At 48.3% G+C, this 25359-nt stretch carries 25 protein-coding genes; 4 read left to right on the top strand and 21 right to left on the bottom strand.

The annotated features are described in order from the left end of the window. Positions 1-24: 24 nt before the first annotated feature. From JYJ62_RS02680 to JYJ62_RS02710, 7 genes are all read right to left on the bottom strand, one after another. The gene (locus JYJ62_RS02680) at positions 25-936 is read right to left on the bottom strand and encodes a DUF368 domain-containing protein (protein ID WP_205340631.1); all 912 of its coding nucleotides are present in this window, start codon (positions 934-936) and stop codon (positions 25-27) included. After that, positions 933-1613, bottom strand: a complete 681-nt coding sequence (locus JYJ62_RS02685) for a protein-L-isoaspartate(D-aspartate) O-methyltransferase (RefSeq protein WP_232365695.1) — start codon at positions 1611-1613, stop codon at positions 933-935. The genes JYJ62_RS02680 and JYJ62_RS02685 overlap by 4 nt, the downstream gene beginning before the upstream one ends. Beyond that, the gene (surE, locus tag JYJ62_RS02690) at positions 1610-2359 is read right to left on the bottom strand and encodes a 5'/3'-nucleotidase SurE (protein WP_205340632.1); all 750 of its coding nucleotides are present in this window, start codon (positions 2357-2359) and stop codon (positions 1610-1612) included. Before surE ends, JYJ62_RS02685 begins: the two co-directional genes overlap by 4 nt. After that, positions 2347-3405 (bottom strand): tRNA pseudouridine(13) synthase TruD, encoded by a 1059-nt coding sequence (gene truD / locus JYJ62_RS02695; RefSeq protein ID WP_205340633.1) that lies wholly within the window; start codon positions 3403-3405, stop codon positions 2347-2349. The genes surE and truD overlap by 13 nt, the downstream gene beginning before the upstream one ends. Further along, positions 3402-3875 carry a 2-C-methyl-D-erythritol 2,4-cyclodiphosphate synthase gene (ispF, locus tag JYJ62_RS02700; protein WP_205340634.1) on the bottom strand — a complete coding sequence of 158 codons (474 nt, stop codon included), beginning with the start codon at positions 3873-3875 and terminating at the stop codon, positions 3402-3404. The genes truD and ispF overlap by 4 nt, the downstream gene beginning before the upstream one ends. Positions 3876-3952: 77 nt before the next feature. Next, positions 3953-4807 carry an S-formylglutathione hydrolase gene (gene fghA, locus JYJ62_RS02705; protein ID WP_205340635.1) on the bottom strand — a complete coding sequence of 285 codons (855 nt, stop codon included), beginning with the start codon at positions 4805-4807 and terminating at the stop codon, positions 3953-3955. Positions 4808-4874: 67 nt separating this feature from the next. Beyond that, complete coding sequence (locus JYJ62_RS02710) at positions 4875-5987, bottom strand: S-(hydroxymethyl)glutathione dehydrogenase/class III alcohol dehydrogenase (protein WP_205340636.1); 1113 nt, start codon at positions 5985-5987, stop codon at positions 4875-4877. A 154-nt stretch (positions 5988-6141) separates the two neighbouring features. Between JYJ62_RS02710 and JYJ62_RS02715 the strand changes: the two genes are divergently transcribed. Beyond that, complete coding sequence (locus tag JYJ62_RS02715) at positions 6142-6318, top strand: hypothetical protein (RefSeq protein ID WP_205340637.1); 177 nt, start codon at positions 6142-6144, stop codon at positions 6316-6318. 24 nt (positions 6319-6342) lie between these two features. Here the strand turns inward: JYJ62_RS02715 and ispD are convergent, their stop codons facing one another. From ispD to dapA, 11 genes are all read right to left on the bottom strand, one after another. Continuing rightward, complete coding sequence (ispD, locus tag JYJ62_RS02720; RefSeq protein ID WP_205340638.1) at positions 6343-7047, bottom strand: 2-C-methyl-D-erythritol 4-phosphate cytidylyltransferase; 705 nt, start codon at positions 7045-7047, stop codon at positions 6343-6345. Continuing rightward, positions 7044-7325 (bottom strand): cell division protein FtsB, encoded by a 282-nt coding sequence (ftsB, locus tag JYJ62_RS02725; protein ID WP_205340838.1) that lies wholly within the window; start codon positions 7323-7325, stop codon positions 7044-7046. Before ftsB ends, ispD begins: the two co-directional genes overlap by 4 nt. A gap of 90 nt (positions 7326-7415) precedes the next feature. After that, positions 7416-8705 carry a phosphopyruvate hydratase gene (eno, locus tag JYJ62_RS02730; RefSeq protein ID WP_205340639.1) on the bottom strand — a complete coding sequence of 430 codons (1290 nt, stop codon included), beginning with the start codon at positions 8703-8705 and terminating at the stop codon, positions 7416-7418. 54 nt (positions 8706-8759) lie between these two features. Further along, entirely contained in the window at positions 8760-9605 is an 846-nt protein-coding gene (kdsA, locus tag JYJ62_RS02735) for a 3-deoxy-8-phosphooctulonate synthase (protein WP_205340640.1), read from the bottom strand. Continuing rightward, complete coding sequence (locus JYJ62_RS02740) at positions 9602-11233, bottom strand: CTP synthase (RefSeq protein ID WP_205340641.1); 1632 nt, start codon at positions 11231-11233, stop codon at positions 9602-9604. The genes kdsA and JYJ62_RS02740 overlap by 4 nt, the downstream gene beginning before the upstream one ends. 206 nt (positions 11234-11439) lie before the next feature. Next, positions 11440-12789 carry a tRNA lysidine(34) synthetase TilS gene (gene tilS / locus JYJ62_RS02745; RefSeq protein ID WP_205340642.1) on the bottom strand — a complete coding sequence of 450 codons (1350 nt, stop codon included), beginning with the start codon at positions 12787-12789 and terminating at the stop codon, positions 11440-11442. Between the two features lie 83 nt (positions 12790-12872). Further along, positions 12873-13823: an acetyl-CoA carboxylase carboxyl transferase subunit alpha gene (accA, locus tag JYJ62_RS02750; protein WP_205340643.1), complete on the bottom strand. Its 951-nt coding sequence runs from the start codon at positions 13821-13823 to the stop codon at positions 12873-12875. A 140-nt stretch (positions 13824-13963) separates the two neighbouring features. After that, on the bottom strand, positions 13964-17482 hold the full coding sequence (dnaE, locus tag JYJ62_RS02755) for a DNA polymerase III subunit alpha (protein WP_205340644.1): 3519 nt from the start codon (positions 17480-17482) through the stop codon (positions 13964-13966). A gap of 58 nt (positions 17483-17540) precedes the next feature. Next, positions 17541-18410, bottom strand: a complete 870-nt coding sequence (locus JYJ62_RS02760) for a phosphoribosylaminoimidazolesuccinocarboxamide synthase (protein ID WP_205340645.1) — start codon at positions 18408-18410, stop codon at positions 17541-17543. A 75-nt stretch (positions 18411-18485) separates the two neighbouring features. After that, positions 18486-19586: an outer membrane protein assembly factor BamC gene (gene bamC, locus JYJ62_RS02765; protein ID WP_205340646.1), complete on the bottom strand. Its 1101-nt coding sequence runs from the start codon at positions 19584-19586 to the stop codon at positions 18486-18488. 18 nt (positions 19587-19604) lie between these two features. Next, positions 19605-20483 (bottom strand): 4-hydroxy-tetrahydrodipicolinate synthase, encoded by an 879-nt coding sequence (dapA, locus tag JYJ62_RS02770; protein ID WP_205340647.1) that lies wholly within the window; start codon positions 20481-20483, stop codon positions 19605-19607. Between the two features lie 165 nt (positions 20484-20648). Between dapA and JYJ62_RS02775 the strand changes: the two genes are divergently transcribed. Beyond that, entirely contained in the window at positions 20649-21206 is a 558-nt protein-coding gene (locus JYJ62_RS02775) for a glycine cleavage system protein R (protein ID WP_205340648.1), read from the top strand. A gap of 16 nt (positions 21207-21222) precedes the next feature. After that, on the top strand, positions 21223-21690 hold the full coding sequence (locus JYJ62_RS02780) for a peroxiredoxin (RefSeq protein ID WP_205340649.1): 468 nt from the start codon (positions 21223-21225) through the stop codon (positions 21688-21690). A gap of 8 nt (positions 21691-21698) precedes the next feature. On the opposite strand, the gene JYJ62_RS02785 is transcribed toward JYJ62_RS02780, so the two are convergent. After that, positions 21699-21944 (bottom strand): sulfurtransferase TusA family protein, encoded by a 246-nt coding sequence (locus JYJ62_RS02785; RefSeq protein WP_205340650.1) that lies wholly within the window; start codon positions 21942-21944, stop codon positions 21699-21701. A gap of 140 nt (positions 21945-22084) precedes the next feature. Between JYJ62_RS02785 and JYJ62_RS02790 the strand changes: the two genes are divergently transcribed. Then, complete coding sequence (locus JYJ62_RS02790) at positions 22085-23518, top strand: M48 family metallopeptidase (RefSeq protein ID WP_205340651.1); 1434 nt, start codon at positions 22085-22087, stop codon at positions 23516-23518. Positions 23519-23567: 49 nt separating this feature from the next. On the opposite strand, the gene JYJ62_RS02795 is transcribed toward JYJ62_RS02790, so the two are convergent. Together JYJ62_RS02795 and JYJ62_RS02800 are read right to left on the bottom strand one after the other, a co-directional pair. Continuing rightward, positions 23568-25046 carry a helicase HerA-like domain-containing protein gene (locus JYJ62_RS02795; protein ID WP_205340652.1) on the bottom strand — a complete coding sequence of 493 codons (1479 nt, stop codon included), beginning with the start codon at positions 25044-25046 and terminating at the stop codon, positions 23568-23570. An 83-nt stretch (positions 25047-25129) separates the two neighbouring features. After that, positions 25130-25312: a hypothetical protein gene (locus JYJ62_RS02800; RefSeq protein ID WP_205340653.1), complete on the bottom strand. Its 183-nt coding sequence runs from the start codon at positions 25310-25312 to the stop codon at positions 25130-25132. Positions 25313-25359 lie beyond the last annotated feature (47 nt).

Below are 25359 nucleotides of genomic sequence, written 5' to 3' on the forward strand. Positions count from 1 at the left end.
ACTTAACAGTGCACTGCAAGATACTTATTTGCCTGCGTAACGCTCAAGGCCTATAACTAACACAATACCAAATAGCATCAGCAGCACTGCGGGAACAAGCTGCGCATTTGTTTGCAGCAGATCAGTGAACTGCCAAGGTGAGATATTTTCTTGAAGCAATGGCACTTCAGCACCATGACTATCGGTACGCCAACTTAGGGTTTCTTTCCACGGCCATACTTTGTTTAAAGAACCAAACATAATACCGGTTAATAGCGCTAAGGCTAGATCTCTAAAATTTTGCAGGGCTGCACGCAGCAGCCGTGCAAAGGCTAACAACCCAAACAAACATCCGCCAGCGAAAACAGCCAATATACTCAGATCCAATTGTTTGACAGCCATTAAAATCGTTGGATACAAACCCATCAGCACTAAAATAAAACTGCCAGAAATACCTGGCAAAATCATGGCACAAATAGCGATAGCACCCGCTGCAAATAGACTGAGAGGATCGTGCCCCCAGTTTACCGGTGCAGCCACAGTGATCCACCAAGCAAAAGCAGCACCGCTGAAAAAGGCGAGCCAGCGACTGAGCGACCAACGCTGAATATCGCGAGCAACCAGATAACACGAGACTAAAATCAAGCCAAAGAAAAACGACCACAATGCTATCGGTTGCGTATCTAACAACCAAGTAATCACCCGCGCCAAACTTAATACGCTAAGCAAAATACCAGAAAATAAAATCAACAAAAAATTAATATTAGCCAGCTGCCAAGCACGCTTAATCTGCCCTTGCAGCATCAGCCAAGCGGCTTCTGGAATACGCGCTAAGGAGCCCAGTAACTCATCATAAATCCCGGTAATAAAGGCAACCGTGCCACCGGATACGCCAGGCACAACATCAGCTGCCCCCATCGCCATTCCTTTTACAAATAATAATGCTCTACTCTTCACGCTAAAGTTCCACTTAATAAAGGTACAAAACGTACACCTTCCAAGGTTTTATAGACGAAACCGCCTTCTTCACGAACAATCAACATCAACTGTTGCTGGTCATCACTCTCGCCGACTGGGATCACCAAACGCCCACCTACCGCGAGCTGATCCAATAAAGCTTGTGGGACTTCTGTAGCACCGGCCGTGACAATAATGCCATTATACGGCGCCAAAGCATTCCAGCCGTCCCAACCATCGCCCCAGCGGTAAACGACATTACGTAAACTCAGCTCAGCCAACAGCTCTTTCGCGCGCTCTTGTAGGGCTTGAATACGCTCGACTGAAAAAACCCGTTCCACTAATTGTGCCAAAACAGCCGTTTGATAACCTGAACCGGTACCTATTTCCAAAACCTTGTCTAAGGGGCCATCGGCTAATAATAGCTCGGTCATACGCCCAACCATATAAGGCTGGGAAATCGTTTGGTTATTACCAATCGGTAACGCGGTATCTTCATAGGCTCGATGCGCCAAAGCCTCATCAACAAATAAATGACGTGGCGTGCTGCAAATCACATCTAAGACCTGCGAATTTCTTAGCCCTTCATCATACAGGCGCTGAATCAGCCGCTCTCGAGTCCGCTGCGAGGTCATACCAATCCCTCTGCGTTGTAAGTCATTTTGTCGAGAACTCACAATATATCCTCCAGCCACTGCTTAACATCCTGTAATTGCGGGTGAGATGTACGATCCAATTGCAACGGTGTAATCGACACATAACCCTGTGATACAGCATGAAAGTCGGTGCCTTCAGCGCCATCTTCGACATCACCTGCTGCAGCCAGCCAGTAATATTCCTTACCTCGCGGATTCACCGTACGCACCGGTGCAGCAGCGCGCGCGCGATGCCCTAAACGAGTCAGTTTAATGCCCTTAATCTGCTCCAGTGGCAAATCTGGCACATTGACATTAAACACGGTGCGCGGAGCCAAAGACAACTCGCTATGTGCTTCAACCAAACGCCGTGCAAACCACGCCGCACTGGGTAAATTTTGTGGTTGGCGTGATAATAATGAAAAGGCAAAAGACGGATGTTGTAAAAAACGTCCTTCTAGCGCAGCGGCAACCGTACCTGAATACAAAACATCATCACCAAGATTAGCACCTAGGTTAATGCCCGCAACCACCATATCGATGCTTTCAGGCAGTAATCCATGCAACCCCAGATGGACACAATCAGTCGGTGTCCCGTTTACACTTATATAACCATTGCTTAAGGTCTGCGGATGCAAAGGACGGTCTAAGGTCAGCGAACTACTGGAACCACTGCAATCTTGCTCAGGAGCAATAATCGAGCAGCTAGCATAATCACTTAGCGCGTGATGTAACGCTGCTAAACCTGGAGCATTCACACCATCATCATTGGCAATTAAAATTCGCACGCCTGTACCGCCTCAGTCACCGACAAAAGATCAACCAACTCACGCAACACCACTGTCGCAAAACACCCAGGGGGTAAAATAAACTGCACTTGCAAACACTCTGCAGTAGGAAAGGTCCACGTCAAATCACGCACAGGCAAACGCAAAATACGGCGTTCTTGCTCTAAGTTAGCGCGTGCCAACCAACTACATAGCTCTGGCCAAACGGCCACTACATCCAGCTCCTGCTGCAGAGTTTGCGCCTGACTGACCAGTTCACCATCGCCCCATAAAGGTCCAGTGGGATGCACATCCAATTGTGCTAAGCGCGGGTCATGACACTCTTCAGCACCGGCTAGAAAAAAACTACGACTGCCGCTAAAGGCTAAAACATCACCGACTTGGGCAACATTCCATGTCTTATTGTTAACCCGCTGCGCCAGCACACGATTAAAAATCGCACTGCGGCCTGTGGATAATAAACGTGAGCGTAAATTGCGCTGCACTGGCAACTCTTGACGCTGCGCATACTCAAGTGCACCAAGTAAGTTATTACCATTTTCACCAAAACGCTGTAAGCCAAAATAATTGGGTACGCCCTGCGCCGCAATACTTTGCAAGCGCTCCTCCAGAGCGACTCGATCAGCTTTAAGATCGGTTAAACGAATGGTAAAACCATTGGCTGAATGCGCACCACGTTGCAACTTACGACTATGGCGCTGAATATCTAAAATACGTAAATCTTCACCTTCAGCAGCACTGAACTGAGGATCACTTTTACCCGGCAAATGGATACTGAACCACTGCCGAGTTAAGGCTTGACGATCTTTTAAGCCCGCGTAACTGATTTGCCGCAGCGACACTCCAGCAGCTTTAGCTAAACGCCGCGCTGCTTCTTCTGTGTTTAACAGGCGCTTTTCCACCCATAACCACAGGTGCTCGCCGCTACCGGACAATGGAATATCTAAGACTTCATCCACCTGAAAGTCTTCCGCACAGGCTTTCAGCTGTGCTGTTCCGCAGGACTCACCCCAGGCTAAAGGGCCCAGCAACTCTAAACTATTCATGCTTTCACCAGTATCACAACAGCATGTGCGGCAATGCCTTCTTCACGACCCACAAAACCTAAACTCTCGGTCGTGGTGGCTTTGACATTAACTTGATCCAAAGCAATCTTCAGATCAGCAGCAATATTCTCGCGCATCAACGCAATATGCGGTGCCATTTTTGGCGCTTGCGCTAAAATAGTGCTATCAACATTACCGATCAACCAACCCCTCTGCTCAAGCAGACTGACAACATTGCGCAGTAATTGACGGCTGTCAGCACCTTTATAAATAGGATCAGTATCAGGGAAATGCTGGCCAATATCGCCTAATGCAGCAGCACCGAGTAAAGCATCAGTCAGCGCATGTAATAAGACATCGCCATCTGAGTGCGCCACAAAACTTTTCTCGTGAGCAATTTGTACACCGCCCAGAGTAATAAAATTACCGGGCTGAAAGCGGTGTACATCATAGCCATGACCTATACGCATGCTGTTACCTGACTGTTAAAAACACGCGCATTCTACACCGTTTTAGTCACACCCACCTGAACAGCCTGAAAATCTCATCAAACTTGTGATGCTGTCAGTGCTTGCGCATGGAAACGTAAGTGCTCGTCAATAAAGCTGGCGATAAAAAAATAGCTGTGGTCATAGCCCGGTTGCAGCCGTAGAGTCATTGGATACCCAGCCTGCTCAGCCGCATCTTGCAAAGCAGAAGGCTTGAGTTGCTCAACTAAAAAGCTATCCGCATCACCTTGATCAACCAGCATTGGCAAATGCTCTGTGGCCTTAGCCAATAAAGCACAGGTATCCCACTCAAGCCAATCATTACGTTGCGCACCTATGTAATTAGAAAAAGCTTTTTCGCCCCACGGGCACTGAGTTGGCTGGCAAATTGGAGCAAAGGCTGAGACCGACTGGTAACGTTGCGGCTCACGCAAGGCTGCAATCAACGCACCATGTCCACCCATCGAGTGACCACTGATACTGCGTCTATCAGAGACAGGCAAATGCTTCTCGATTAAGGCTGGCAACTCATCTACCACATAATCATACATATGGTAATGTTCAGCCCAAGGTGCTTGCGTGGCATTGATATAAAAACCAGCCCCCAAACCAAAGTCCCATGCACCTTCTGCATCATCAGGCACACCTTCGCCGCGCGGACTGGTATCGGGAGCAACGATAATCAAACCAAGCTCAGCCGCTACCTTCAGTGCACCAGCTTTTTGCATAAAGTTTTCATCGGTACAGGTTAAACCCGACAACCAATACAGCACCGGTAATGGCTGACCTAATTCAACTTGTGGTGGTAGATATACGGCAAATTGCATTGTGCAATTGAGCACGCTGGACTCGTGCTGATAGCGCACATGCTGTCCACCAAAAACCTTTTGTGATGATAATTGTTGTAACGACATTATTAACTCCAAAGACATTCATAAACACAAAGCAACGAATACTTGTATTAACCTGTATGACTGATAATTAAAAATGAATAACGCTACGAATACTTTTGCCTTCGTGCATTAAATCAAACGCTGTATTAATCTCATCTAAACCCATGGTATGGGTGATGAAAGTATCCAGCGGAATCTCGCCACTTTGAGCTTTAGCCACATAAGCTGGCAATTCAGTGCGGCCTTTAACCCCACCAAAAGCACTGCCACGCCAAACGCGACCAGTCACTAACTGGAAAGGCCGGGTGCTGATTTCTTGACCGGCACCGGCTACACCAATAATCACCGATTCGCCCCAACCTTTATGACAGCACTCCAGTGCCGCTCGCATCAATTGCACATTACCCACGCACTCAAAGGAGTAATCCACACCGCCATCCGTCATTTCAACGATGACATCTTGAATCGGCTGATCAAAATCCTTAGGGTTCACACAGTCAGTCGCGCCCAACTCACGGGCGATAGCAAATTTATCCGGATTGATATCGATTGCGATGATACGACCCGCTTTGGCCATTTTCGCACCGATAATGGCAGCTAAACCAATACCACCCAAACCAAAGATAGCCACCGTTGCGCCCTCTTCAACCTTAGCGGTATTGAGTACGGCACCAATGCCTGTGGTCACACCACAACCCAGCAAGCAGATTTTTTCCAGCGGCGCATCTTTTGACACTTTAGCCAACGATACTTCAGCCACTACGGTGTATTCAGAAAAAGTCGAGGTACCCATATAATGGTAAATTGGCTGACCTTTATAAGAGAAACGGCTCGTGCCATCAGGCATTAAACCTTTACCTTGAGTGACACGCACTGCTTGGCATAAGTTGGTTTTACCTGAGGTGCAAAACTTACAGGTACGGCACTCGGCGGTGTACAGTGGGATCACATGATCACCCACTTCCAAAGAGGTCACACCTTCACCCACAGCCTCAACAATACCGCCGCCTTCATGGCCTAAAATAACCGGAAATATCCCTTCAGGATCATCACCCGATAAGGTAAAGGCATCGGTATGGCAGACACCACTGGCGACAATACGCACCAGCACTTCGCCCGCTTGCGGCGGTGCCACATCCACTTCAACAATTTGCAAAGGCTGACCTGGACCAAAAGCAACAGCAGCACGTGATTTTATCATTATTATTTCCAACTGAGTTGTTAGACACAAAGGCTAGAGCATAGCAGAAGCAACTATCCGGTGGTCCAGCACAAAGCACTATATATTTCAGAAAGTATTAGCAAATCAGTGTAGTCTGGTCAATACCTCCATTGCGCGAAAGCCGAGCATCACTATGTCAAACACACGTGTGAAAGGTTCTAATCAAAGGCGCACTGTGCCCACGGCACAACAAAGCAGCGAATCATTGCAACTGCAAATCGCTTCTTTTTTAGACTTAGGCGGCGTTATCGAAGAAATACCACGGGGCGTCAGCGGTCAGATTTTTATTCCGCAAACAAAAAAAACCTAACTATCACAGCCTTAAAGCTGTCACTTATAGCGGATCAGATGGTAGTAGCGCCTGCAGAAGCTGCAAATCTTCTGGGCGGGTAATTTTGACATTACTGGCGCGACCTTCAATAATTCGCGGCGACAATCCAGCCCACTCCATTGCTGAAGACTCATCCGTTACCGCAACCCCTGACTGCAGCGCATCAGCTAAAGCGCGTTGCAACAATCCCAAGCGGAACATTTGCGGGGTTAACGCATGCCAAATAACACTGCGATCTACGGTTTTAAAAACACGACCATCAGCATCCACCTGCTTTAAAGTGTCTCGTGCAGGCACCGCCAATAAACCACCAACAGGATCATCAGCCAAACAGGTCAATAAGCGATCAAGATCATCGCGCTCAAGCAAGGGGCGTGCGGCATCGTGTACTAAAACCCAATCATCAGCCTTCGCTCCATTCTCGTGCAAGACCAATAAAGCATTGAGCACTGAATCAGCGCGCTGATCGCCACCCAGCACCGTCTGAATGAGCGGATGCTTAGCCACTTTCAAGGTCGGCCACCAACTGTCATGCTCAGCCAGAGCCACTACAATACCGCGCACACTGGCATGCTCTAAAAAACAGGCTAAGGTCAACTCAAGAATAGTTGTGCCCGAGACAGTCAAATACTGTTTTGGGCATTGCGCTTGCATACGACTGCCGATACCTGCTGCAGGAACCACCAACCAAAATAAAGGTGTCGTCATTCGGCTAACAAGAAAAGAGTTTCCCCTTCCTTGACCATACCCAGCTCATAACGAGCACGCTCCTCAACAGTTTCCATACCTTTCTTGAGCTCCATCACTTCAGCATCCATCGCGCGATTACGCTCAACTAGCCGCTCATTCTCAGCTTTTTGTTCAGCAATTTGCTGCTTTAATTGTACGCCTTGGGCAATACCACCATCACCCACCCAGAGACGGTACTGCAGCCCTGCAAGCACAACGAGCAGTACAATCAACAACCAGTAGGGTTCTTTTTTCATCATGGTATTCCATAGAAAAGGGCAGCTGTAATGGCTGCCCTTATAACATCACAGCTATCTGTGACACGCATAACTTACGTAGGTTGCAACTCAGCCGCGAAACTCTGCACGCCCACGGTACGGCGCTTTAGCACCCAACTGCTCTTCAATACGCAGCAATTGGTTATACTTAGCCACACGATCCGAACGGCACAGTGAGCCAGTTTTGATTTGACCTGCCGCAGTACCAACGGCTAAATCAGCAATGGTTGAATCTTCAGTTTCACCACTACGGTGTGAAATGACTGCGGTGAAGCCTGCAGCCTTAGCCATTTGAATCGCTTCTAAAGTCTCAGTCAAGGTGCCAATCTGATTGAATTTAATCAAAATAGAGTTAGCAGTCTTGGTATCAATACCTTGCTTTAGAATCTTGGTATTGGTTACAAATAAATCATCACCGACTAATTGAACTTTAGCGCCTAACTTATCAGTCTGAATTTTCCAACCAGCCCAATCTGACTCATCGATACCGTCTTCCACAGAGATAATTGGAAAGCGCTCAATTAGACCCGCTAAGTAATCAGTAAAGCCTGCTGCATCAAACTTTTTACCTTCGCCAGCTAAGTCGTACATACCGTCTTTGTAGAACTCACTCGCGGCACAGTCCAATGCCAAGGTGATATCTTCACCGAGCGTGTAACCCGCATTGGCAATGGCTTCTGAAATAACCGCAAGGGCTTCTTCGTTAGACGCCAAGTTCGGTGCAAAACCACCTTCATCACCGACCGAAGTGCTTAAACCACGACTTTGCAGCACAGCTTTCAGATGATGAAACACTTCAGTACCCATACGCAGGGCTTCAGCAAAAGTTTTTGCACCAACCGGCTGAATCATAAACTCTTGAATATCAACGTTGTTATCCGCGTGTTCACCACCGTTGATGATATTCATCATCGGCACCGGCATTGAATACACACCGGGTGTACCATTCAGTTCAGCAATGTGTGCATACAACGGCATGCCTTTCGCTTGTGCAGCCGCTTTAGCAGCAGCAAGAGATACAGCCAAAATTGAGTTTGCACCTAAAGACGCTTTGTTGTCAGTGCCATCTAAAGCGATCATGGCACGGTCAAGTGCTTCTTGATCAGCTGCATCTTTGCCTAATAGCAACTCACGGATTGGTCCGTTGATAATGGCAACAGCTTTGCGCACGCCTTTACCTAAATAACGGCTTTTATCGCCATCGCGTAATTCCAACGCCTCACGCGAACCTGTTGAAGCGCCTGATGGTGCGCACGCGCGACCCATGATGCCATTGTCCAAAATAACATCGGCTTCAACCGTAGGGTTACCACGGGAATCTAAGATTTCACGACCTTTGATGTCGATAATTGTTGCCATTGTTCTGCACACTCCGTTCTGTATTCAGTCAATGCCTAAAGTAAAGCAATCACCTTAAGCTGTTTCAATTACTGGGAAACTTTTAATTAAATCATCCAATTGCTTAAGCTGAGTTAAAAACGGCTCCAGCTTATCTAAACGCAAGGCACAAGGACCATCGCACTTTGCATGATCTGGATCAGGATGCGCCTCTAAAAACAATCCTGCGAGCCCTTGACTCATACCGGCTTTGGCCAATTCAGTCACCTGCGCACGGCGACCACCGGCGGAATCAGCGCGGCCACCAGGGGTTTGCAGGGAATGGGTCACATCAAAAAACACCGGATATTCAAACTCTTTCATCAAGCCAAAGCCGAGCATATCAACCACGAGGTTGTTATAACCAAAGGCTGAACCACGCTCACAGAGAATCAGCTGATCATTGCCTGCTTCTTCACACTTGGTCAAAATATGTTTCATCTCATGCGGTGCTAAAAACTGAGCTTTTTTGATATTGATCACAGCATTGGTTTTTGCCATCGCCACAACCAAATCAGTCTGGCGCGATAAAAACGCTGGCAGCTGAATAATATCGCAGACTTCAGCCACTGGCTGTGCTTGATAGGGTTCATGCACATCCGTAATCACTGGCACATTAAAGGTGCGTTTGATTTCTTCAAAGACCTTCAGGCCTTCATCCAAACCTGGGCCACGGAATGAATTGATCGACGAGCGATTAGCCTTATCAAAACTGGCTTTAAACACATAAGGAATACCGAGTTTTTCAGTCACGCGCACGTACTCTTCGCACGCACGCATGGCTAAATCACGGGATTCAATCACATTAATGCCGCCAAACAAGACAAACGGCTTGTCATTAGCGATGTCTATATCAGCAACACGAATGATTTTTTGACTCATGCCTTACCTGCCTTATAGGCCAACGCTGCTTCCACAAAGCCCTTAAACAATGGATGCCCATCACGTGGCGTTGAAGTGAATTCAGGGTGGAATTGGCAGGCAACAAACCATGGGTGATCAGCCACTTCGACGACTTCAACCAGTGCACCATCTTCCGAGCGACCTGAGACATTAAGGCCGGCAGCAATCAGTTGTGGTAACAGCTGATTATTAACTTCATAGCGGTGACGATGACGCTCAACAATAGAGTCTTTGCCGTAGCTCGTATGCACTAGCGTACCGGGGACTAAATGGCATTCTTGGGCGCCCAGACGCATGGTGCCACCAATGTCTGCATCTTCACTGCGCTGCTCAACACTGCCGTCGGCATCTTGCCATTCAGAGATCAAACCCACCACAGGATGCTCACTGTGCTTATCAAACTCAGTCGAGTTGGCATCGGCCCAGCCCAGTACATTGCGCGCGAACTCAATCACGGCGACTTGCATACCTAAGCAAATACCCAAGTAAGGGATTTTATGCTCACGTGCGTACTGCACAGCGTTAATCTTGCCTTCAACACCACGCAAGCCAAAGCCACCTGGGACCAACACGGCGTCCACGCCTTCGAGCACGTCAACACCTTGATTTTCAAGGTCTTCAGAGTCGATGTAGCGCAAAATCACTTTAGTATGGGTTTCAATACCGGCATGACTCATCGCTTCAATCAGCGATTTATAGGCATCCAGCAATTCCATGTACTTACCAACCATGGCAATCGTGACTTCTTTCTGCGGATGCAGCTTGGCTTCCACCACGCGATCCCATTCAGTTAAGTCGGCACCGTCGCACTCTAAGCCAAAGCGCTCCATAACAAAGTCATCCAAACCTTGACTGTGCAAGATGCCTGGAATTTTATAAATGGTGTCAACATCCGGCAAACTGATCACCGCACGCTCTTCTACGTTAGTAAATAACGCAATTTTACGGCGTGAAGAAATATCGATTGGACGGTCTGAACGGCAGACCAAAACATCGGGCTGCAAGCCAATCGAGCGTAATTCTTTGACTGAGTGCTGAGTTGGCTTGGTTTTAGTCTCGCCAGCAGTGGCAATATACGGCACTAAAGTCAGGTGCATCAGCATGGCGCGCTTGGCACCGACTTCAACACGCAACTGGCGAATGGCTTCTAAGAACGGCTGTGATTCGATATCACCCACCGTACCACCGATTTCGACCATAGCCACATCAGCATCGCCGGCGCCTTTAATAATGCGGCGTTTAATTTCATCAGTGATATGCGGAATCACTTGGATGGTGGCACCCAGATAGTCACCGCGACGTTCGCGACGCAATACTTCTTCATACACTCGACCGGTGGTGAAGTTGTTATTTTGCGTCATGGTGGTACGCACAAAGCGTTCGTAGTGGCCTAAATCAAGGTCAGTTTCTGCGCCATCGTGAGTCACAAAGACTTCACCATGCTGAAACGGACTCATAGTGCCGGGATCGACGTTGATGTACGGATCAAGTTTTAGCAGGGTGACTTTTAAGCCACGCGCCTCAAGAATTGCGGCCAATGAAGCTGAGGCAATACCTTTCCCCAATGAAGAAACAACACCGCCTGTGACGAAGATGTAGCGCGTCATAAATAACCCTGGATTCTGCGTTTAAGCGGCAAGCCGCCGAAGATAAGCATTGAAAGCTATGCTTGAAAATATGTAATCAAAAATCAAGCGCTGCAGGAGCAATTAAGCACCTGCACTAATCAACTAATAGACGGGAGAATAGTCTACGCGAAAGCTGTTTATGACTCAAACCAAGAAACCACTAAAAGGCATTTTTATCCTCTCAATCAACCCGTCTCAGCATCACAACACCTTCTAAACGCTAACACGCCAGCATCGCCCAACTCAGAAAAATGCCAAGTCACGCTCAAGGCCTGCACCTGAGGATGACTTAAGGCAGGCACATTAGCTAGGGCAACCGGCTGCTCGGCAACAAATAGTAGCGGCAAACGCGCACGGACAAAAGTTGGCACGGCCTGCTCTTGCAATAAGCGTTTCAAATCACGATGCCCGCGCCCTTCGATAAAAAAACGTTCAGCGCCTTGGCGGTAGCGTACTTGTAACGGCGTCGTCACCTCACCACTGACCAGCAAATCACCATTATCTGGTAAAGAGTAACGCCCAGCAGCCGTAATGGTCAAAGCCAATGCCGGCGCTGTTCTGAGCCAAAACTCAGCCACCCAGTACAGCCGATTTTGACTGCGCAGCAATGCGCCATTGTGTAAACGCCATATGGGCTGCGCGTCAGCTTGTGCATCACGCAAGGTTTCCCAGCTGATCCAGTGCGCGCTATCAGGCAATAAGGTAAAAGGTGTGAGCCAATAGCGTAAGAGATTTTTTTGTCGTCCCAGGCTCAACTTGCGCAAACTGTCCATATTCAGGCATGGCACGTTGAGCCAGTCGAGTACAGGCTCTAGCTGCGCCTGCTGTAGATCCTCTACTGCTAGCTCATCCAGCAACTGCTGCGCCTCATGCATATGTTGCGCAGTACGCTGCAAGCTCTGCTGCATCGTCGGCCAGCGCGACTGCAACGCAGGAATGACTTGACGGCGTAAATAATTACGATCAAATTCATCGCTGGCATTACTGGGATCATCGATCCAACGCAACTGATGCTGTTCGGCATACGCCAGTAACTGCCGATGACTGATGGTCAGTAGCGGTCGCAATACCTGCCCGCGAGCTAAAGCCCGGGACGCAGGAATGCCACGCAAACCGGTGACACCGGTACCACGCATTAAGCGAAATAATAGCGTTTCTGCTTGATCGTCTTGATGCTGCGCCATCAACAACACTTCATCTGTTTGCAAATGCTCTGCAAACGCCGCATAGCGTGCCTGTCTTGCCGCTTGCTCGATACTGGCGGTCGACTCAACAGCCACTGTAATTACCGTCAACGGCACCTGCAGCGCATCACAAACGCGCTGACAGTGTGCAGGCCAAGCTTGAGCAGCCGCTTGTAAGCCATGCTCGATATGGATTGCACGTAGCGGCGGCAAGCTCTGCTGTTTTGCAAGCTGCGCTAGCGCATAAAGCAGCACGGTCGAATCCATACCACCAGAAAAAGCCACGCACAAAGACGAGCTGCTACGCCACGGCTGCAGCATACTCAGAATATGTTGTTGAATATCTAACATAAGACACAGCCCTGTGAGTCAGGCTGCAAGGCGTATCCAAGTGAACACTTAGGACACGCCTTAGTGACGGCACGTAATAGCAATTATGCGATACCAAAACCCATTAGCTTCTCATAACGACGCGCTAACAGCTCATCGGTATCTAACGTTAGCAACTCATCCAGCTGAGTAGTCAAGGTTTCACGAATCGATTCAACCGCAGTGGCCACATCACGGTGCGCGCCACCGAGTGGCTCAGCAATCACATGATCAACAATCTTCAATCCCTGTAAGCGCTCAGCAGTAATACCCATGGCTTCTGCAGCTTCAGGCGCTTTGTCGGCAGTTTTCCACAAAATAGAAGCACAACCTTCTGGAGAAATAACTGCGTAGGTGGCGTACTGCAGCATATTCAGACGGTCACATACACCAATCGCCAAGGCTCCACCGGAACCACCCTCACCAATCACGGTAGAAATAATCGGCGTTTTCAGGCGCGACATCACGCGTAAGTTCCAAGCAATGGCCTCACTCTGACCGCGCTCTTCAGCATCGATACCAGGATACGCACCTGGCGTGTCAATAAAGGTAAAAATCGGCATTTTAAAGCGCTCGGCCATTTCCATTAAACGGCAGGCTTTACGATAACCTTCAGGACGCGGCATACCAAAGTTACGGCGAACTTTTTCACGCACCGTGCGACCTTTTTGATGACCAATCACCATCACTGGCTTATCATTAAAACGCGCGACACCACCGACTAAAGCAGCATCATCAGAAAAGTGGCGATCGCCATGCAACTCTTCAAATTCAGTAAAAAGATGCTCAATGTAGTCCAGTGTATACGGACGCTGCGGATGACGCGCCATGCGAGCAATTTGCCAGCTGGTCAGATTGGAAAAAATACTTTTGGTTAACGCATTACTTTTTTCTTGTAAGCGTGAAACTTCGTCACCAATATTTAAATCGTTATCATTACCTACCAAACGTAACTCTTCAATTTTAGCCTGAAGATCGGCAATGGGCTGTTCAAAATCCAAAAAACTAGGGTTCATCAGGGGCATCCATTTTTTCTGTTACGGCGGTCAGGCCGTGTTGCAATATTTAAGGTTGACGCGAGACTGGCCACGTCAACCACCAAATGTGTTATCTAGCAGAGCCGTACACGACTCGACGCTTTATGAGCGCACTGATACTAGCGATAATGCAAAAAGACGTTATCACGACCCAATAGGTCACGTAATGCCAAAATAAGGTCATCCGTCGGCTCAATTTTCCATTCTGGGGAAAACTCTAACAAAGCCTTGGCGCTGTGGCCGCTATAGTTCATGGTCAACGGGCAAGCGCCTTTATAACGCAATAGTAATGCTTTTAACTGCGTTACGCTGTCACGACTTAAGTCGGTCACAGTGACATTCATCCGTAAACTTTGTGCCAAACCGGTCCGTGCTTCTTCTAGACTCATCACCCGCTTCGCGCGCAAACGCAGCCCACCAGAGAAATCATCATGACTGACTTCACCCTCGACAACCACCAGCGCATCGGTTTGCAGCAAGGCTTGCGCTTGATTAAAGGCCTCAGCAAATAATGACGCTTCAATCCGCGCGGAGCGATCATCGAGGGTAATAAAACCCATCTTGTCGCCTTTTTTGTTACGCATCACTCGCAGGTTAATAATCAAGCCCGCCACGGTTTGCGCGTCACGCGAGGGCCGTAAATCAATAATACGCTGTCGGGCAAAGCGGCGCACTTCACCTTCATATTCATCAATCGGATGACCGGTCAAATACAAACCTAACGTTTCTTTTTCACCTTTCAAACGTTCTTTTAATGTCAGCTCACGAGCGTTACGGTACTGCGCATAAATATCCACCTCTTGCTCAGCAAACACATCACCGAATAAATCCATATGCCCGCTGTCGCGGTTGCGCGCCGCTTGATCAGCGGTTTGAATCGCCTCTTCCAGCGCGGCTAACAGCACGGCACGGTTGCGATCAATACCGGCTTGATACTCTTTTAACTGATCAGAAAAATACGGCCCCATACGATCTAAAGCACCGCTACGCACTAAGGCATCAAAGGTACGTTTATTAATACGCTTGAGATCCATACGTGCACAAAAATCAAATAAGTCTTTAAACGGCGCATCACCACGAGCACTGACGATGGCTTCAACTGGGCCTTCACCCACGCCTTTAATCGCGCCTAAGCCATACACCACATGGCCCTCGTCATTCACGGTAAATTTGTATTCCGACTGATTGACATCCGGCGCGACAATGCGCAATTTCATATTGCGGCACTCTTCGACCAGAATCACCACTTTATCGGTATTATCCATGTCCGCCGAGAGCACTGCCGCCATAAACTGCGCGGGGTAGTGATGTTTGAGCCAAGCGGTTTGATAAGACACCAAGCCATAGGCGGCTGAGTGTGACTTGTTAAAACCATAGCCGGCGAACTTCTCCACCAGATCAAAAATATTACCGGCTAGGTCTGCATCAATATTGTTATTTTTGCAGCCTTCAATAAACCCGCCACGCTGCTTGGCCATTTCCTCAGGTTTCTTTTTACCCATCGCTCGGCGCAGCATATCCGCGCCACCCAGCGTATAGCCGGCCATCACCTGAGCAATTTGCATGACCTGTTCTTGGTACAAAATAATCCCGTAAGTGGGGGCCAGAACCGGTTTTAAGCCTTCGTATTGATAATCAGAGTGCGGGTAAGCCAGCTCAGCACGACCGTGTTTACGGTTGATAAAGTCATCAACCATGCCCGATTGCAACGGCCCCGGACGGAACAAAGCAACCAAAGCGATCAGGTCTTCTAAGCAGTCAGGTTTGAGCTTTTTAATCAGCTCTTTCATGCCGCGTGACTCAAGCTGGAACACTGCGGTGGTTTCCGCACGCTGCAGCATTTGGTAGGTGCCTTTATCGTCCAGCGGGATAAAGTCAATATCCAGTGGCGGCTCATCAACCTTAGCGCGATCGCGGTTAATATTTTCCAGCGCCCACTTAATAATGGTCAGCGTACGCAGGCCCAAGAAGTCAAATTTGACTAGACCCGCGGCTTCCACATCATCTTTATCGAACTGGGTGACCAGGCCACCGCCCTCTTCATCGCAAGAAATCGGTGAAAAGTCAGTCAGCTTGGTGGGGGCAATCACCACACCGCCGGCGTGCTTACCGGTACCACGGGTAATCCCTTCCAGCTTCAGCGCCATTTCCCAAATTTCAGCCGCTTCTTCGTCAGTTGATAAGAAGTCACGCAACGGCTCTTCTGCCTCGAAGGCTTTGTTCAGGGTCATGCCCACTTCAAAGGGGATCATTTTTGATAAACGATCAGCGAGACCATAGGCCTTCCCTTGTACCCGTGCTACATCACGTACCACAGCCTTAGCCGCCATAGTACCAAAGGTGATAATTTGACTGACCGCCTCACGCCCGTAAGTATTGGCGACATAATCAATCACCCGATCACGACCATCCATGCAAAAGTCGACGTCAAAGTCAGGCATCGAGACCCGCTCAGGGTTGAGGAAACGCTCAAACAGCAAATCATAGAGCAAGGGATCAAGGTTGGTAATATGCAGCACATAGGCGACTAAACTACCGGCTCCCGAGCCACGGCCGGGGCCAACAGGCACACCATTATTTTTCGCCCAATGAATAAAATCCATTACGATTAAGAAATAACCGGGAAAGCCCATCTGGATAATAATATCCAACTCAAAATTCAAACGGTCATCATAGACTTTACGTTGAGCCTCGTAGTCGGGCGTATCTTTTGGCAACGTCACCGACAATCGCTCGTCCAATCCGTCAAAGGAGACTTTGCGTAAGTAATCGTCAATGGTCATGCCTTCCGGCACGGGAAAGTCAGGCAAAAAGTGCGTACCCAACTGCACTTCAATATTGCAGCGTTTAGCAATTTCAACAGTATTGGCGAGAGCTTCAGGTAGATCAGCAAACAGCTCAGCCATTTCTTCTGGCGTTTTTAAATATTGCTGCTCAGAATAAATACGTGGCCGACGCGGATCATCTAAGGCGCGCCCCTCGCCAATACAGACGCGCGTTTCATGCGCGGCATAATCCTCTTGCTTTAAAAAGCGTACATCATTGGTGGCCACCACAGGGACGCCGGTGTCTGTCGCTAAAGCGACCGCAGCATGCAGGTATTCTTCATCATTCGGGCGTTGAGTGCGTTGCAACTCTAAGTAAAAGCGATGACTAAAAACACTTTGCCATTCAGCCAGTAACCGCTCAGCTTTCTGCGTCTCACCCTCTAGCAGTGCTAAACCGATCTCGCCATCTTTGGCACCGGACAAAGCAATTAAACCCTGCGCCGATTGTTTGAGCCAATCGCGTTGCAAAATTGCTAAACCATTATGCTGACCTTGAGTAAAACCTAAGGAAATCAACTCAGTCAGGTTACGATAACCTTGTGGCGTCATCACCAGCAAGGTCATACGGGTCAGCGGGCCCTCCTCGTCAGCACTGGCCAACCAAATATCCGCGCCACAAATCGGTTTAACCCCACCTTTTTGCGCCGAGGTATAAAACTTCACCAAGGAACTCATATTGCTTTGGTCAGTTACCGCGACAGCGGGCATGCCTGCATCACTTACCGCTTTAATCAGAGGTTTGATGCGTACCAAGCCATCAACCAATGAAAACTCGCTGTGTACCCGTAAATGAACAAATGATGCAGACATGAAGCAACCTTTTCTTAACCGACAAATAACAACTTAAACGCGTTAACCAGCCTGCATTTTACTGGGTCAAACGCAGTAAAGCCTCACGGTATTTATCCGCGGTTTTTTGCGCAACATCATCAGGAATCGCAGGGGCTGGCGACTCTTTATCCCAACCGCTGTTTTCCAACCAATCGCGTACAAACTGCTTATCAAAACTGGGTGGATTAGTCCCCACTTGATAGCTGTCAGCTGGCCAGAAACGACTCGAGTCAGGCGTCAGTACCTCATCCATTAACGTCAGAGTGCCGTCCGCATCCAAGCCAAACTCAAATTTGGTATCAGCAATAATAATACCGCGGGTTGCCGCATATTCGACTGCGGCTTTATATAAGGCAATCGAAGCATCACGCACCCGATTGGCTAAATCCTCACCAATAATCGCGGCGCATTGCGCAAAACTGATGTTTTCATCATGATCACCCACTTCAGCTTTCGTCGATGGCGTGAAAATAGGCTCTGGCAACTTCTGTGCTTCTTGCAAACCAGCAGGTAACTGAATACCACACACGGTGCCGCTACGCTGATATTCCTTCCAGCCTGAACCCACTAAATAACCGCGCACAATCGCTTCTACAGCAACAGGTTTAAGGCGCTTAGCAACTACCGCACGACCTTCAACCAAGGGCAACTCCTGTGCACTGATCACATCAGCCACCTGATCACCAGTAAAGTGGTTAGGGATAATATTAGCGAGCTTATCGAACCAAAAGTTGGAAATCTCAGTGAGTATTTTGCCTTTATCTGGAATCGGCTGCTCCAAAATCACATCAAATGCAGACAAACGATCGCTAGCGACCATTAGCATCCGTTGTGCATCAATTTCATAGAGGTCACGAACTTTGCCTGAATACAGTTTTTTAAGGCTTAGTTGAGGCTGGGTGCTCATTGCAAAAATCCTATGGTTAAAAGCACAGCAGGCGAAATCAAAGTTTCGCCTGCTGTGTCATTGAGGTGCGTGAAACTAGTCTAAATGAGTACGTAATTGTTCCAGGATACGCAGGCTGATATCGGCCGGCGCTAACGTATCTAAGTCACGTTCAACGTTAACAAACACCTGCTGATTAATCGCAGTTAAGCGAACGATATAGCGCTCTTTACTGACTGTTTCTGCAGTTTTCTTCTTCGAACTAAATAGACGTTTGAAGAACCCTGGCTCATCTTGCTTAGCACCTTGGGCCAAATCAATATAATACAGACCTGTGCTGCGATTAAGGTCAACAACGCCAATATCAGCAGCCTCTAATGCTCGGCCTACACTTGACCATGCCCGCTCAAAGCTCGCATCTAGACGCAACACTTGAGCGCCATTACCACCATCGACTAAAGTCACACGCTTGGGCGTATCGTAGGTTTTACTGGCTAGCAAAGAAAAGGAATCGCCTTTTTCATTGCGCTTTTCCAAGTAACCATTCAGCTCACTTAACAAGCCGTCAGCCTCAGCAGCTGTGACTGTGTTACTGCTCCAAGCAGCATCCATGGTACTTGTCGTACTACGTTGTGCTTGGTCGATAAATACCTCACTGCTATTACGCTGCACACCGGGTTCAATGCGCACGCGAAAGCGGGTCTGCAGATCACTCGGCGCACTGCCCCAGACCTGGCGCACCAAGCTCGTATTTAACTCACTAGCGGCTTGCCACTCGGTGGTAAATTCACCAAGGTGTGGACGCTCGTCTGCAATTTTAAAGCCATTGTCTTCAAAAAACTGCTGTGCAACCGGCCATACTTGGGCAGGAATACGTTGCGCCACAACCCAGCTCAATGGGCCGCTTTTTTGTACGCTAAAGTCACCTGAGTACGCACTGACTGGCAATGACTCAGGACGCGGCACTTTGTACTCAGCAACAGCTGCTGCAGAAGCGATACGATGCGGAATCGGCAACAAAGGGTCAAGATGTTTGACCTGTACACCCTCCGGCAACTGCATTGCAGGTGTCGGACGAGCATCAAGGTAGTCACCACCACGGTCGCGAAAATAGCCTTCTTTACCCCACAACAAACCACAGCCTGTTAGGCTGCTAGCAGAGACTGCTAACAAACATATTCCAGCAAATCGCTTCATGCGTTTTAAAACCTCAGATTAATTCAAAATACCGGACTGACGCATGGCCTGGCGTAAAGTGTCATGGTACTGCTCGCTAAACCATGTCAGTGGCAGACGAATACCGGCTTGAATCAAGCCCATCTCATACAGCGCCCACTTCACTGGGATTGGATTGGCTTCTAAAAATAAATTGATATGCAGTGGCATCAGTCGGTCATTGATGGCTTTAGCAGTGACCTCATCACCTGCCATCGCCGCTTTGCATAAGTCAGACATCGCGCGCGGCGCAATATTTGCAGTGACAGAAATATTCCCTTTACCACCAGCCAACATCAACTCATACGCTGTTGCATCATCGCCTGAATAGACATAAAAATCGCTGGAAACGCGAGCAATAATATCTTTGGCGCGAGCAATATCACCGGTTGCTTCTTTAATGCCAATGATATTTGACACTTCAGACAAGCGTACTACGGTATCAGGCAACATATCGCACACGGTACGACCGGGTACGTTATATAAGATTTGTGGAATGGCGACGGCTTCAGCAATGTGTTTAAAGTGCTGATAAAGACCTTCTTGAGTAGGCTTATTGTAATACGGCGTGACCAATAAGCAGGCGTCAGCACCCACGCTTTTTGCATTACGCGTCAACTCAACCGCTTCACGCGTGCAGTTTGCCCCTGTACCGGCAATCACTGGAATACGCCCATTGACCTGCTCGATAACACGACGTATCACTTCAACATGTTCTTCAACATTTAAAGTAGCGGACTCACCCGAAGTACCAACCACCACTAAGGCGTCAGTCCCTTCCTGCAAGTGAAAATCAACAAGCGTAGTCAATGCCTGCCAATCCAGTGCGCCTTGCGCATCCATGGGCGTGACTATTGCGACCATACTGCCCGAAATCATGCAACCGCTCCTGCCAAAATATAATAGATGGGTAATGTTACTGATGCCTTTGAGCTTGCACAAGCACTGCTCGCGTCTTTGAGCATTCCACTTGTCGCTTCTTTTCGTTACTCTAGTGCGCTTAGAGGCGTAAAATACGCCAAAATCAACTTTCTGGAATGCTGAATGTCTGTACTACCCTTACGTGAACAATATGTACTGATCAGTGCAATAGGGCGTGATCCTCTTGAACTGACTAATATAATTTGCCGTGCTTGCCAAGAAAACCGTTGCTCAGTCGTTAGCAGCCGTTTAACCCGTCATGGTCAATATAGCGTATTAACTGTTCAGGCTGGCGGTTCTTGGGATGCATTAGCACGCCTCGAAGGCAGTTTGCCGTCTTTAGCAAAGCGCCATGAGTTACAACTGACGCATATTCGTAGTGAGGATGAAGAAGTACGTCCGCAGGCGCTACCCTATATCGTTTATGTCAGCGCACTGTATCGTCCTGACATTCTCGCTGAACTGTGTCAATTTTTTGCTGATCATGAAATTGGCTTAGAAAACATCACCTACGATACCTATCAAGCACCACAAACTGACACCACCATGCTTAACGCTACTATTACTGTAACGCTATTAGCCAGCACACAAATCAATTGGTTGCGCGATCAGTTTTTAGATTTTGCCGATGCGTTGAATCTGGATGCCTTAATCGAGCCTTGGCGTCCACAAACACCTTAACGTGCGAGGAACAATAATGCTTAATCAAGCGGTCAATAATTTCACTGCAGCAGCGACCAGTGAAAAAACCATTCAACTCTCTGATTTAGCCGGGCAACAGGTGGTGTTGTACTTTTACCCTAAAGACAACACACCAGGCTGCACCACTGAAGGACAAGACTTTAGAGATTTACATGAGCAGTTTGCTGCAGCCAACACCCTTGTATTTGGCATTTCACGCGACAGCTTACGCACCCATGAAAACTTTAAAGCCAAACAAAGTTTCCCATTTGAGTTAATCAGCGATCCGCAAGAATCACTGTGCAAGCTGTTTGATGTGATCAAACTGAAGAAGCTCTATGGCAAAGAACATCTGGGCATTGAACGCAGTACTTTCTTAATCGATCAAGCCGGTGTATTACGTCAAGAATGGCGCAAAGTTAAAGTCGTAGGTCATGTTGCTGAAGTGTTGTCTGCCGCGCAAGCATTGCACGCCAACAACTGAGTCTAGCGTTAGCACTCTTTGCGTAACCAATAGGTAAACACAGCCTGCTCAACCGTTTCATGTAGCAGGCTGTGTCCGGCCAGTTTAGCAAAAGAACGAAAATCACGCTGAGATCCCGCATCGGTTGCCAATACCTTCAATACACCACCAATTGGCATACTATTAAATGCCAATTTAGCTTTTAGCAAAGGCATTGGACAGGTCAAACCACGCGCATCTAACTCTAGATCATACTGTTGCAATAATTTACTCATTAAAAAACACCACCTTACCAACGAACATTAGGCCTGACACAAGGTCTACGTTGAGCAAGCAATGATTTCACTGGATATCCTTGCTCACTCATCGCGCACATTGTAGCGTATACCACTGTCCAGTCTGCAAAGAGAGTGCTATGACCTTGTTCCGCCCTGCTCTATTGGTGCTGGCTTGTATGCTGACACCGTCTGTCTTCGCTAGCGAGCTGCCCTCATTAGGCGACTCAAGCTCGTCTATTATTTCTCCTGAGCAGGAGCACCAACTGGGCCGCGCCTGGCTGAGTACTTTGCGCGGACAAGTACGTCAACTCGAAGACCCATTACTCAAGGATTATATTGAATCCAGCGTTTATAACTTAGTTCAGAGCAGCCAACTGAATGACCGACGCCTTGAGTTTATTATCCTGGCCAGCCCACAACTGAATGCATTTGCCGCACCTGGCGGTATTGTTGGAGTTAATGGCGGCTTACTGTTACATGCACAGACTGAAGGGGAATATGCCTCGGTCTTGGCACACGAGTTAGCACACTTATCGCAACGCCATTTTGCTCGTGGCCTAGAAGCACAAAAACGCATGCAAGTGCCTTTAATGGCGGCTCTGTTGGCAGGTGTTATTGCCGCAGCAGCAGGTGGTGGCGATCTTGGTATGGCGGCAATTGCGTCCACGCAAGCCGCTGCGATTCAAGAACAGCGTCGTTTCTCTAGACAAAACGAACAAGAAGCTGACCGTATTGGTTTGCTCAATCTATCCAAAGCCGGCTTTAATCCGCGCGCGATGCCGAGTATGTTTGAGCGCCTGATGCGCCAATACCGCTACGATCGCATGCCACCTGAGTTTTTACTGACTCACCCAGTATCTGAATCAAGAATTGCCGACACTCGTAACCGCGCCGAGCAATATGACGAAAAAGGCATCATTGATAGCCTGTATTACCAATTAATTCGTGCCCGCATACAACTGACCTTCGAAGACACTCCAGGTCTTGCACTTAAGCGCTTTCGCAGCATACTGACTGATGATCCAAGCCAAGACGCGGCGCGCTACGGTCTGGTATTAGCCTTAATTCGCAGCGACAAATTAGCTGAAGCACAGAGCCATTTAGATACACTGCTGCAAAAATCACCCAACAGTATTATTTATAATTTAGCGGCAGTGGATTTAGAACTTAGTAAAGGTCACTTTAAGCAAGCCAATCAACGCATCGATAGCTTACTACAGCAACACCCCAACAACTTCCCGCTGCGCAGTGCTAAATATGAAACACAGCTCAAGCAAAAGGATATCGCCGGAGCTGAGAAAACCATCAATCAACTGTTAAAACAGCGACCAAACGATCCAGACATCTGGTTTGAAGTGGCTGAAATACGCGGTCTAGCCAATGATATTATTGGTTTACATGAAGCGCGCGCTGAGTTTTTCTCGCGAGTCGGTGATTACACCCAGGCGATTGAGCAACTGGACTACGCAAAACAACGCGCCAGTAATAATTTTTCGCGTGCCGCACGTATTGATGCTCGCCAGCAAGTGTTCATTCATGAACAAGAAGCTATCAAGAAAATGCTCAATTAAGCCTCTAGAAACGAGGCTAATTGAGCACCAACAGCACCTTACAATAGAACTAACGCTTACCTGTCAGTGACCCTAAAATACCACGTACGATCTGTCGGCTGATCTGGTTAACAGCTTGGCGCAAGGTACTTTTATAGACCTGCCCTGCCAGATCACCTAATACCTCAGTCACTCCAGCGGACGCTGTGGTTTTCTTCACACTAGCGGTTGGTTTAATTGGCGTAGTATCAGCGTGTTGCTGTGCGCGCTCAGCTAAAACCTCATAGGCTGAAATGCGATCAAAAGCCTTTTCGTAATAGCCCTGCAACGGTGAGTTGTGTAACAACTCAGCGCGCTCAGTATCGACTAAAGGGCCAACTCGCGACTGCGGCGGCGCAATAAAAATACGCCGTACCATCGCCGGCGTTCCCTTATTATCAAGGCCACCATACAAGGCTTCACCAATTCCCAGTTCAGTTAAGACTTTTAAGGTATTCATCGTCGGGTCAGGACGAAAGCCATCAGCCACCGCTTTTAAAGACTTTTGTTCTTTCGCGGTAAAAGCACGTAACCCATGCTGAATACGCATACCCAGTTGCGCCAACACCGCATCCGGCAAATCGGCGGGCGATTGCGTGACAAAGTAGACACCAACACCTTTTGAGCGAATCAAACGCACCACCTGTTCCAAACGATCCCGTAAAGCTTTCGGTGTACCGTTAAAAAGCAAATGCGCTTCATCAAAAAACAACGCTAACAAAGGCTTCTCAGCATCGCCACGCTCGGGTAACTGCTCGAATAACTCAGCCAACAACCACAGTAAAAATGTTGCATAAATTTTTGGTGCTTGATGCACTAAGCGGCTGGCATCTAACAAATGAATACGACCACGACCATCACGATCAATGCGTAAAATATCATCCAACTGCAGAGCCGGCTCACCAAATAATAAGTCGCCGCCTTGTTGCTCAAGAGTGGACAACTTGCGCTGTAAAGCACTGGCCGACTGCGGCGTATATAAAGCGCGGTCATCGCCCAGTACTTGCGGCTGTTCACGCAAGTGATTGAGTAAAGCCTTTAGATCCTTTAAATCCAGCAGCAATAGCCCTTCACGATCAGCCACTTGGAAAGCCAAATATAAGACAGCTTGTTGACTGTCGGTCAACTCCAGTAAATTACCCAGCAATAAAGGTCCCATATCACTGATGGTGGTACGCAATGGATGACCCGTTTCACCATAAACGTCCCATATTGAGACGGGATACGCCTGCGGTTTGTGTTGCAACCATGGTATCGAGGCAATACGCTCAGCAATCTTACCTTTAGGTTCACCCGCAGCAGCAATACCACAAAAATCGCCTTTAATATCAGCGGCAAAGACGGCGACCCCAGCATCGCTAAAAGCTTCAGCCAAGCGCTGCATAGTCACAGTCTTCCCTGTACCGGTAGCACCAGCAATTAGCCCGTGACGATTGGCTAAACGCAATAAGTGACCGACGGGCTGACCTTTATCATCTGCACCCAACAACAATTGATCAGTTTGCGGCATCGTCTTATTCTCCATTATCGGCACAGCTTTTCAGAAGATTAAACGCAGTCAAGCGCTGCAGTCATCTCAATTCAGCGCGCTATTTACTCAGGCTTATGTGCGTCTAGCAACTCTCGACGAAACTGCTTAGCAGTAGAAAAATCTGCACCTTGCTGGTCATTTAAAGCATCAGGATCAAAACGGCTTAAGCAACCCTCACCCAGCGTTGGCAAGGGTTGAACCGTGGCTTGTAAGATCGGCTGCTGTTCGTCCTCATCGCTGTTCATCTAAGCCCTCGGCATGATTAATGCGGTTATTTAAACAACTATACTGC

It is taken from the genome of Denitrificimonas caeni (assembly GCF_905120345.1).
GTDB lineage: Bacteria > Pseudomonadota > Gammaproteobacteria > Pseudomonadales > Pseudomonadaceae > Denitrificimonas > Denitrificimonas caeni_A.

What these genes read in the sequence shown, in the direction of transcription:
- truD (WP_205340633.1), bottom strand. Translation starts at nt 3,405, where the DNA reads ATGAATAGTTTAGAGTTGCTGGGCCCTTTAGCCTGGGGTGAGTCCTGC.
- ispF (WP_205340634.1), bottom strand. Translation starts at nt 3,875, where the DNA reads ATGCGTATAGGTCATGGCTATGATGTACACCGCTTTCAGCCCGGTAAT.
- fghA (WP_205340635.1), bottom strand. Translation starts at nt 4,807, where the DNA reads ATGTCGTTACAACAATTATCATCACAAAAGGTTTTTGGTGGACAGCAT.
- JYJ62_RS02710 (WP_205340636.1), bottom strand. Translation starts at nt 5,987, where the DNA reads ATGATAAAATCACGTGCTGCTGTTGCTTTTGGTCCAGGTCAGCCTTTG.
- JYJ62_RS02715 (WP_205340637.1), top strand. Translation starts at nt 6,142, where the DNA reads ATGTCAAACACACGTGTGAAAGGTTCTAATCAAAGGCGCACTGTGCCC.
- ispD (WP_205340638.1), bottom strand. Translation starts at nt 7,047, where the DNA reads ATGACGACACCTTTATTTTGGTTGGTGGTTCCTGCAGCAGGTATCGGC.
- ftsB (WP_205340838.1), bottom strand. Translation starts at nt 7,325, where the DNA reads ATGAAAAAAGAACCCTACTGGTTGTTGATTGTACTGCTCGTTGTGCTT.
- eno (WP_205340639.1), bottom strand. Translation starts at nt 8,705, where the DNA reads ATGGCAACAATTATCGACATCAAAGGTCGTGAAATCTTAGATTCCCGT.
- kdsA (WP_205340640.1), bottom strand. Translation starts at nt 9,605, where the DNA reads ATGAGTCAAAAAATCATTCGTGTTGCTGATATAGACATCGCTAATGAC.
- JYJ62_RS02740 (WP_205340641.1), bottom strand. Translation starts at nt 11,233, where the DNA reads ATGACGCGCTACATCTTCGTCACAGGCGGTGTTGTTTCTTCATTGGGG.
- tilS (WP_205340642.1), bottom strand. Translation starts at nt 12,789, where the DNA reads ATGTTAGATATTCAACAACATATTCTGAGTATGCTGCAGCCGTGGCGT.
- accA (WP_205340643.1), bottom strand. Translation starts at nt 13,823, where the DNA reads ATGAACCCTAGTTTTTTGGATTTTGAACAGCCCATTGCCGATCTTCAG.
- dnaE (WP_205340644.1), bottom strand. Translation starts at nt 17,482, where the DNA reads ATGTCTGCATCATTTGTTCATTTACGGGTACACAGCGAGTTTTCATTG.
- JYJ62_RS02760 (WP_205340645.1), bottom strand. Translation starts at nt 18,410, where the DNA reads ATGAGCACCCAGCCTCAACTAAGCCTTAAAAAACTGTATTCAGGCAAA.
- bamC (WP_205340646.1), bottom strand. Translation starts at nt 19,586, where the DNA reads ATGAAGCGATTTGCTGGAATATGTTTGTTAGCAGTCTCTGCTAGCAGC.
- dapA (WP_205340647.1), bottom strand. Translation starts at nt 20,483, where the DNA reads ATGATTTCGGGCAGTATGGTCGCAATAGTCACGCCCATGGATGCGCAA.
- JYJ62_RS02775 (WP_205340648.1), top strand. Translation starts at nt 20,649, where the DNA reads ATGTCTGTACTACCCTTACGTGAACAATATGTACTGATCAGTGCAATA.
- JYJ62_RS02780 (WP_205340649.1), top strand. Translation starts at nt 21,223, where the DNA reads ATGCTTAATCAAGCGGTCAATAATTTCACTGCAGCAGCGACCAGTGAA.
- JYJ62_RS02785 (WP_205340650.1), bottom strand. Translation starts at nt 21,944, where the DNA reads ATGAGTAAATTATTGCAACAGTATGATCTAGAGTTAGATGCGCGTGGT.
- JYJ62_RS02790 (WP_205340651.1), top strand. Translation starts at nt 22,085, where the DNA reads ATGACCTTGTTCCGCCCTGCTCTATTGGTGCTGGCTTGTATGCTGACA.
- JYJ62_RS02795 (WP_205340652.1), bottom strand. Translation starts at nt 25,046, where the DNA reads ATGCCGCAAACTGATCAATTGTTGTTGGGTGCAGATGATAAAGGTCAG.
- JYJ62_RS02800 (WP_205340653.1), bottom strand. Translation starts at nt 25,312, where the DNA reads ATGAACAGCGATGAGGACGAACAGCAGCCGATCTTACAAGCCACGGTT.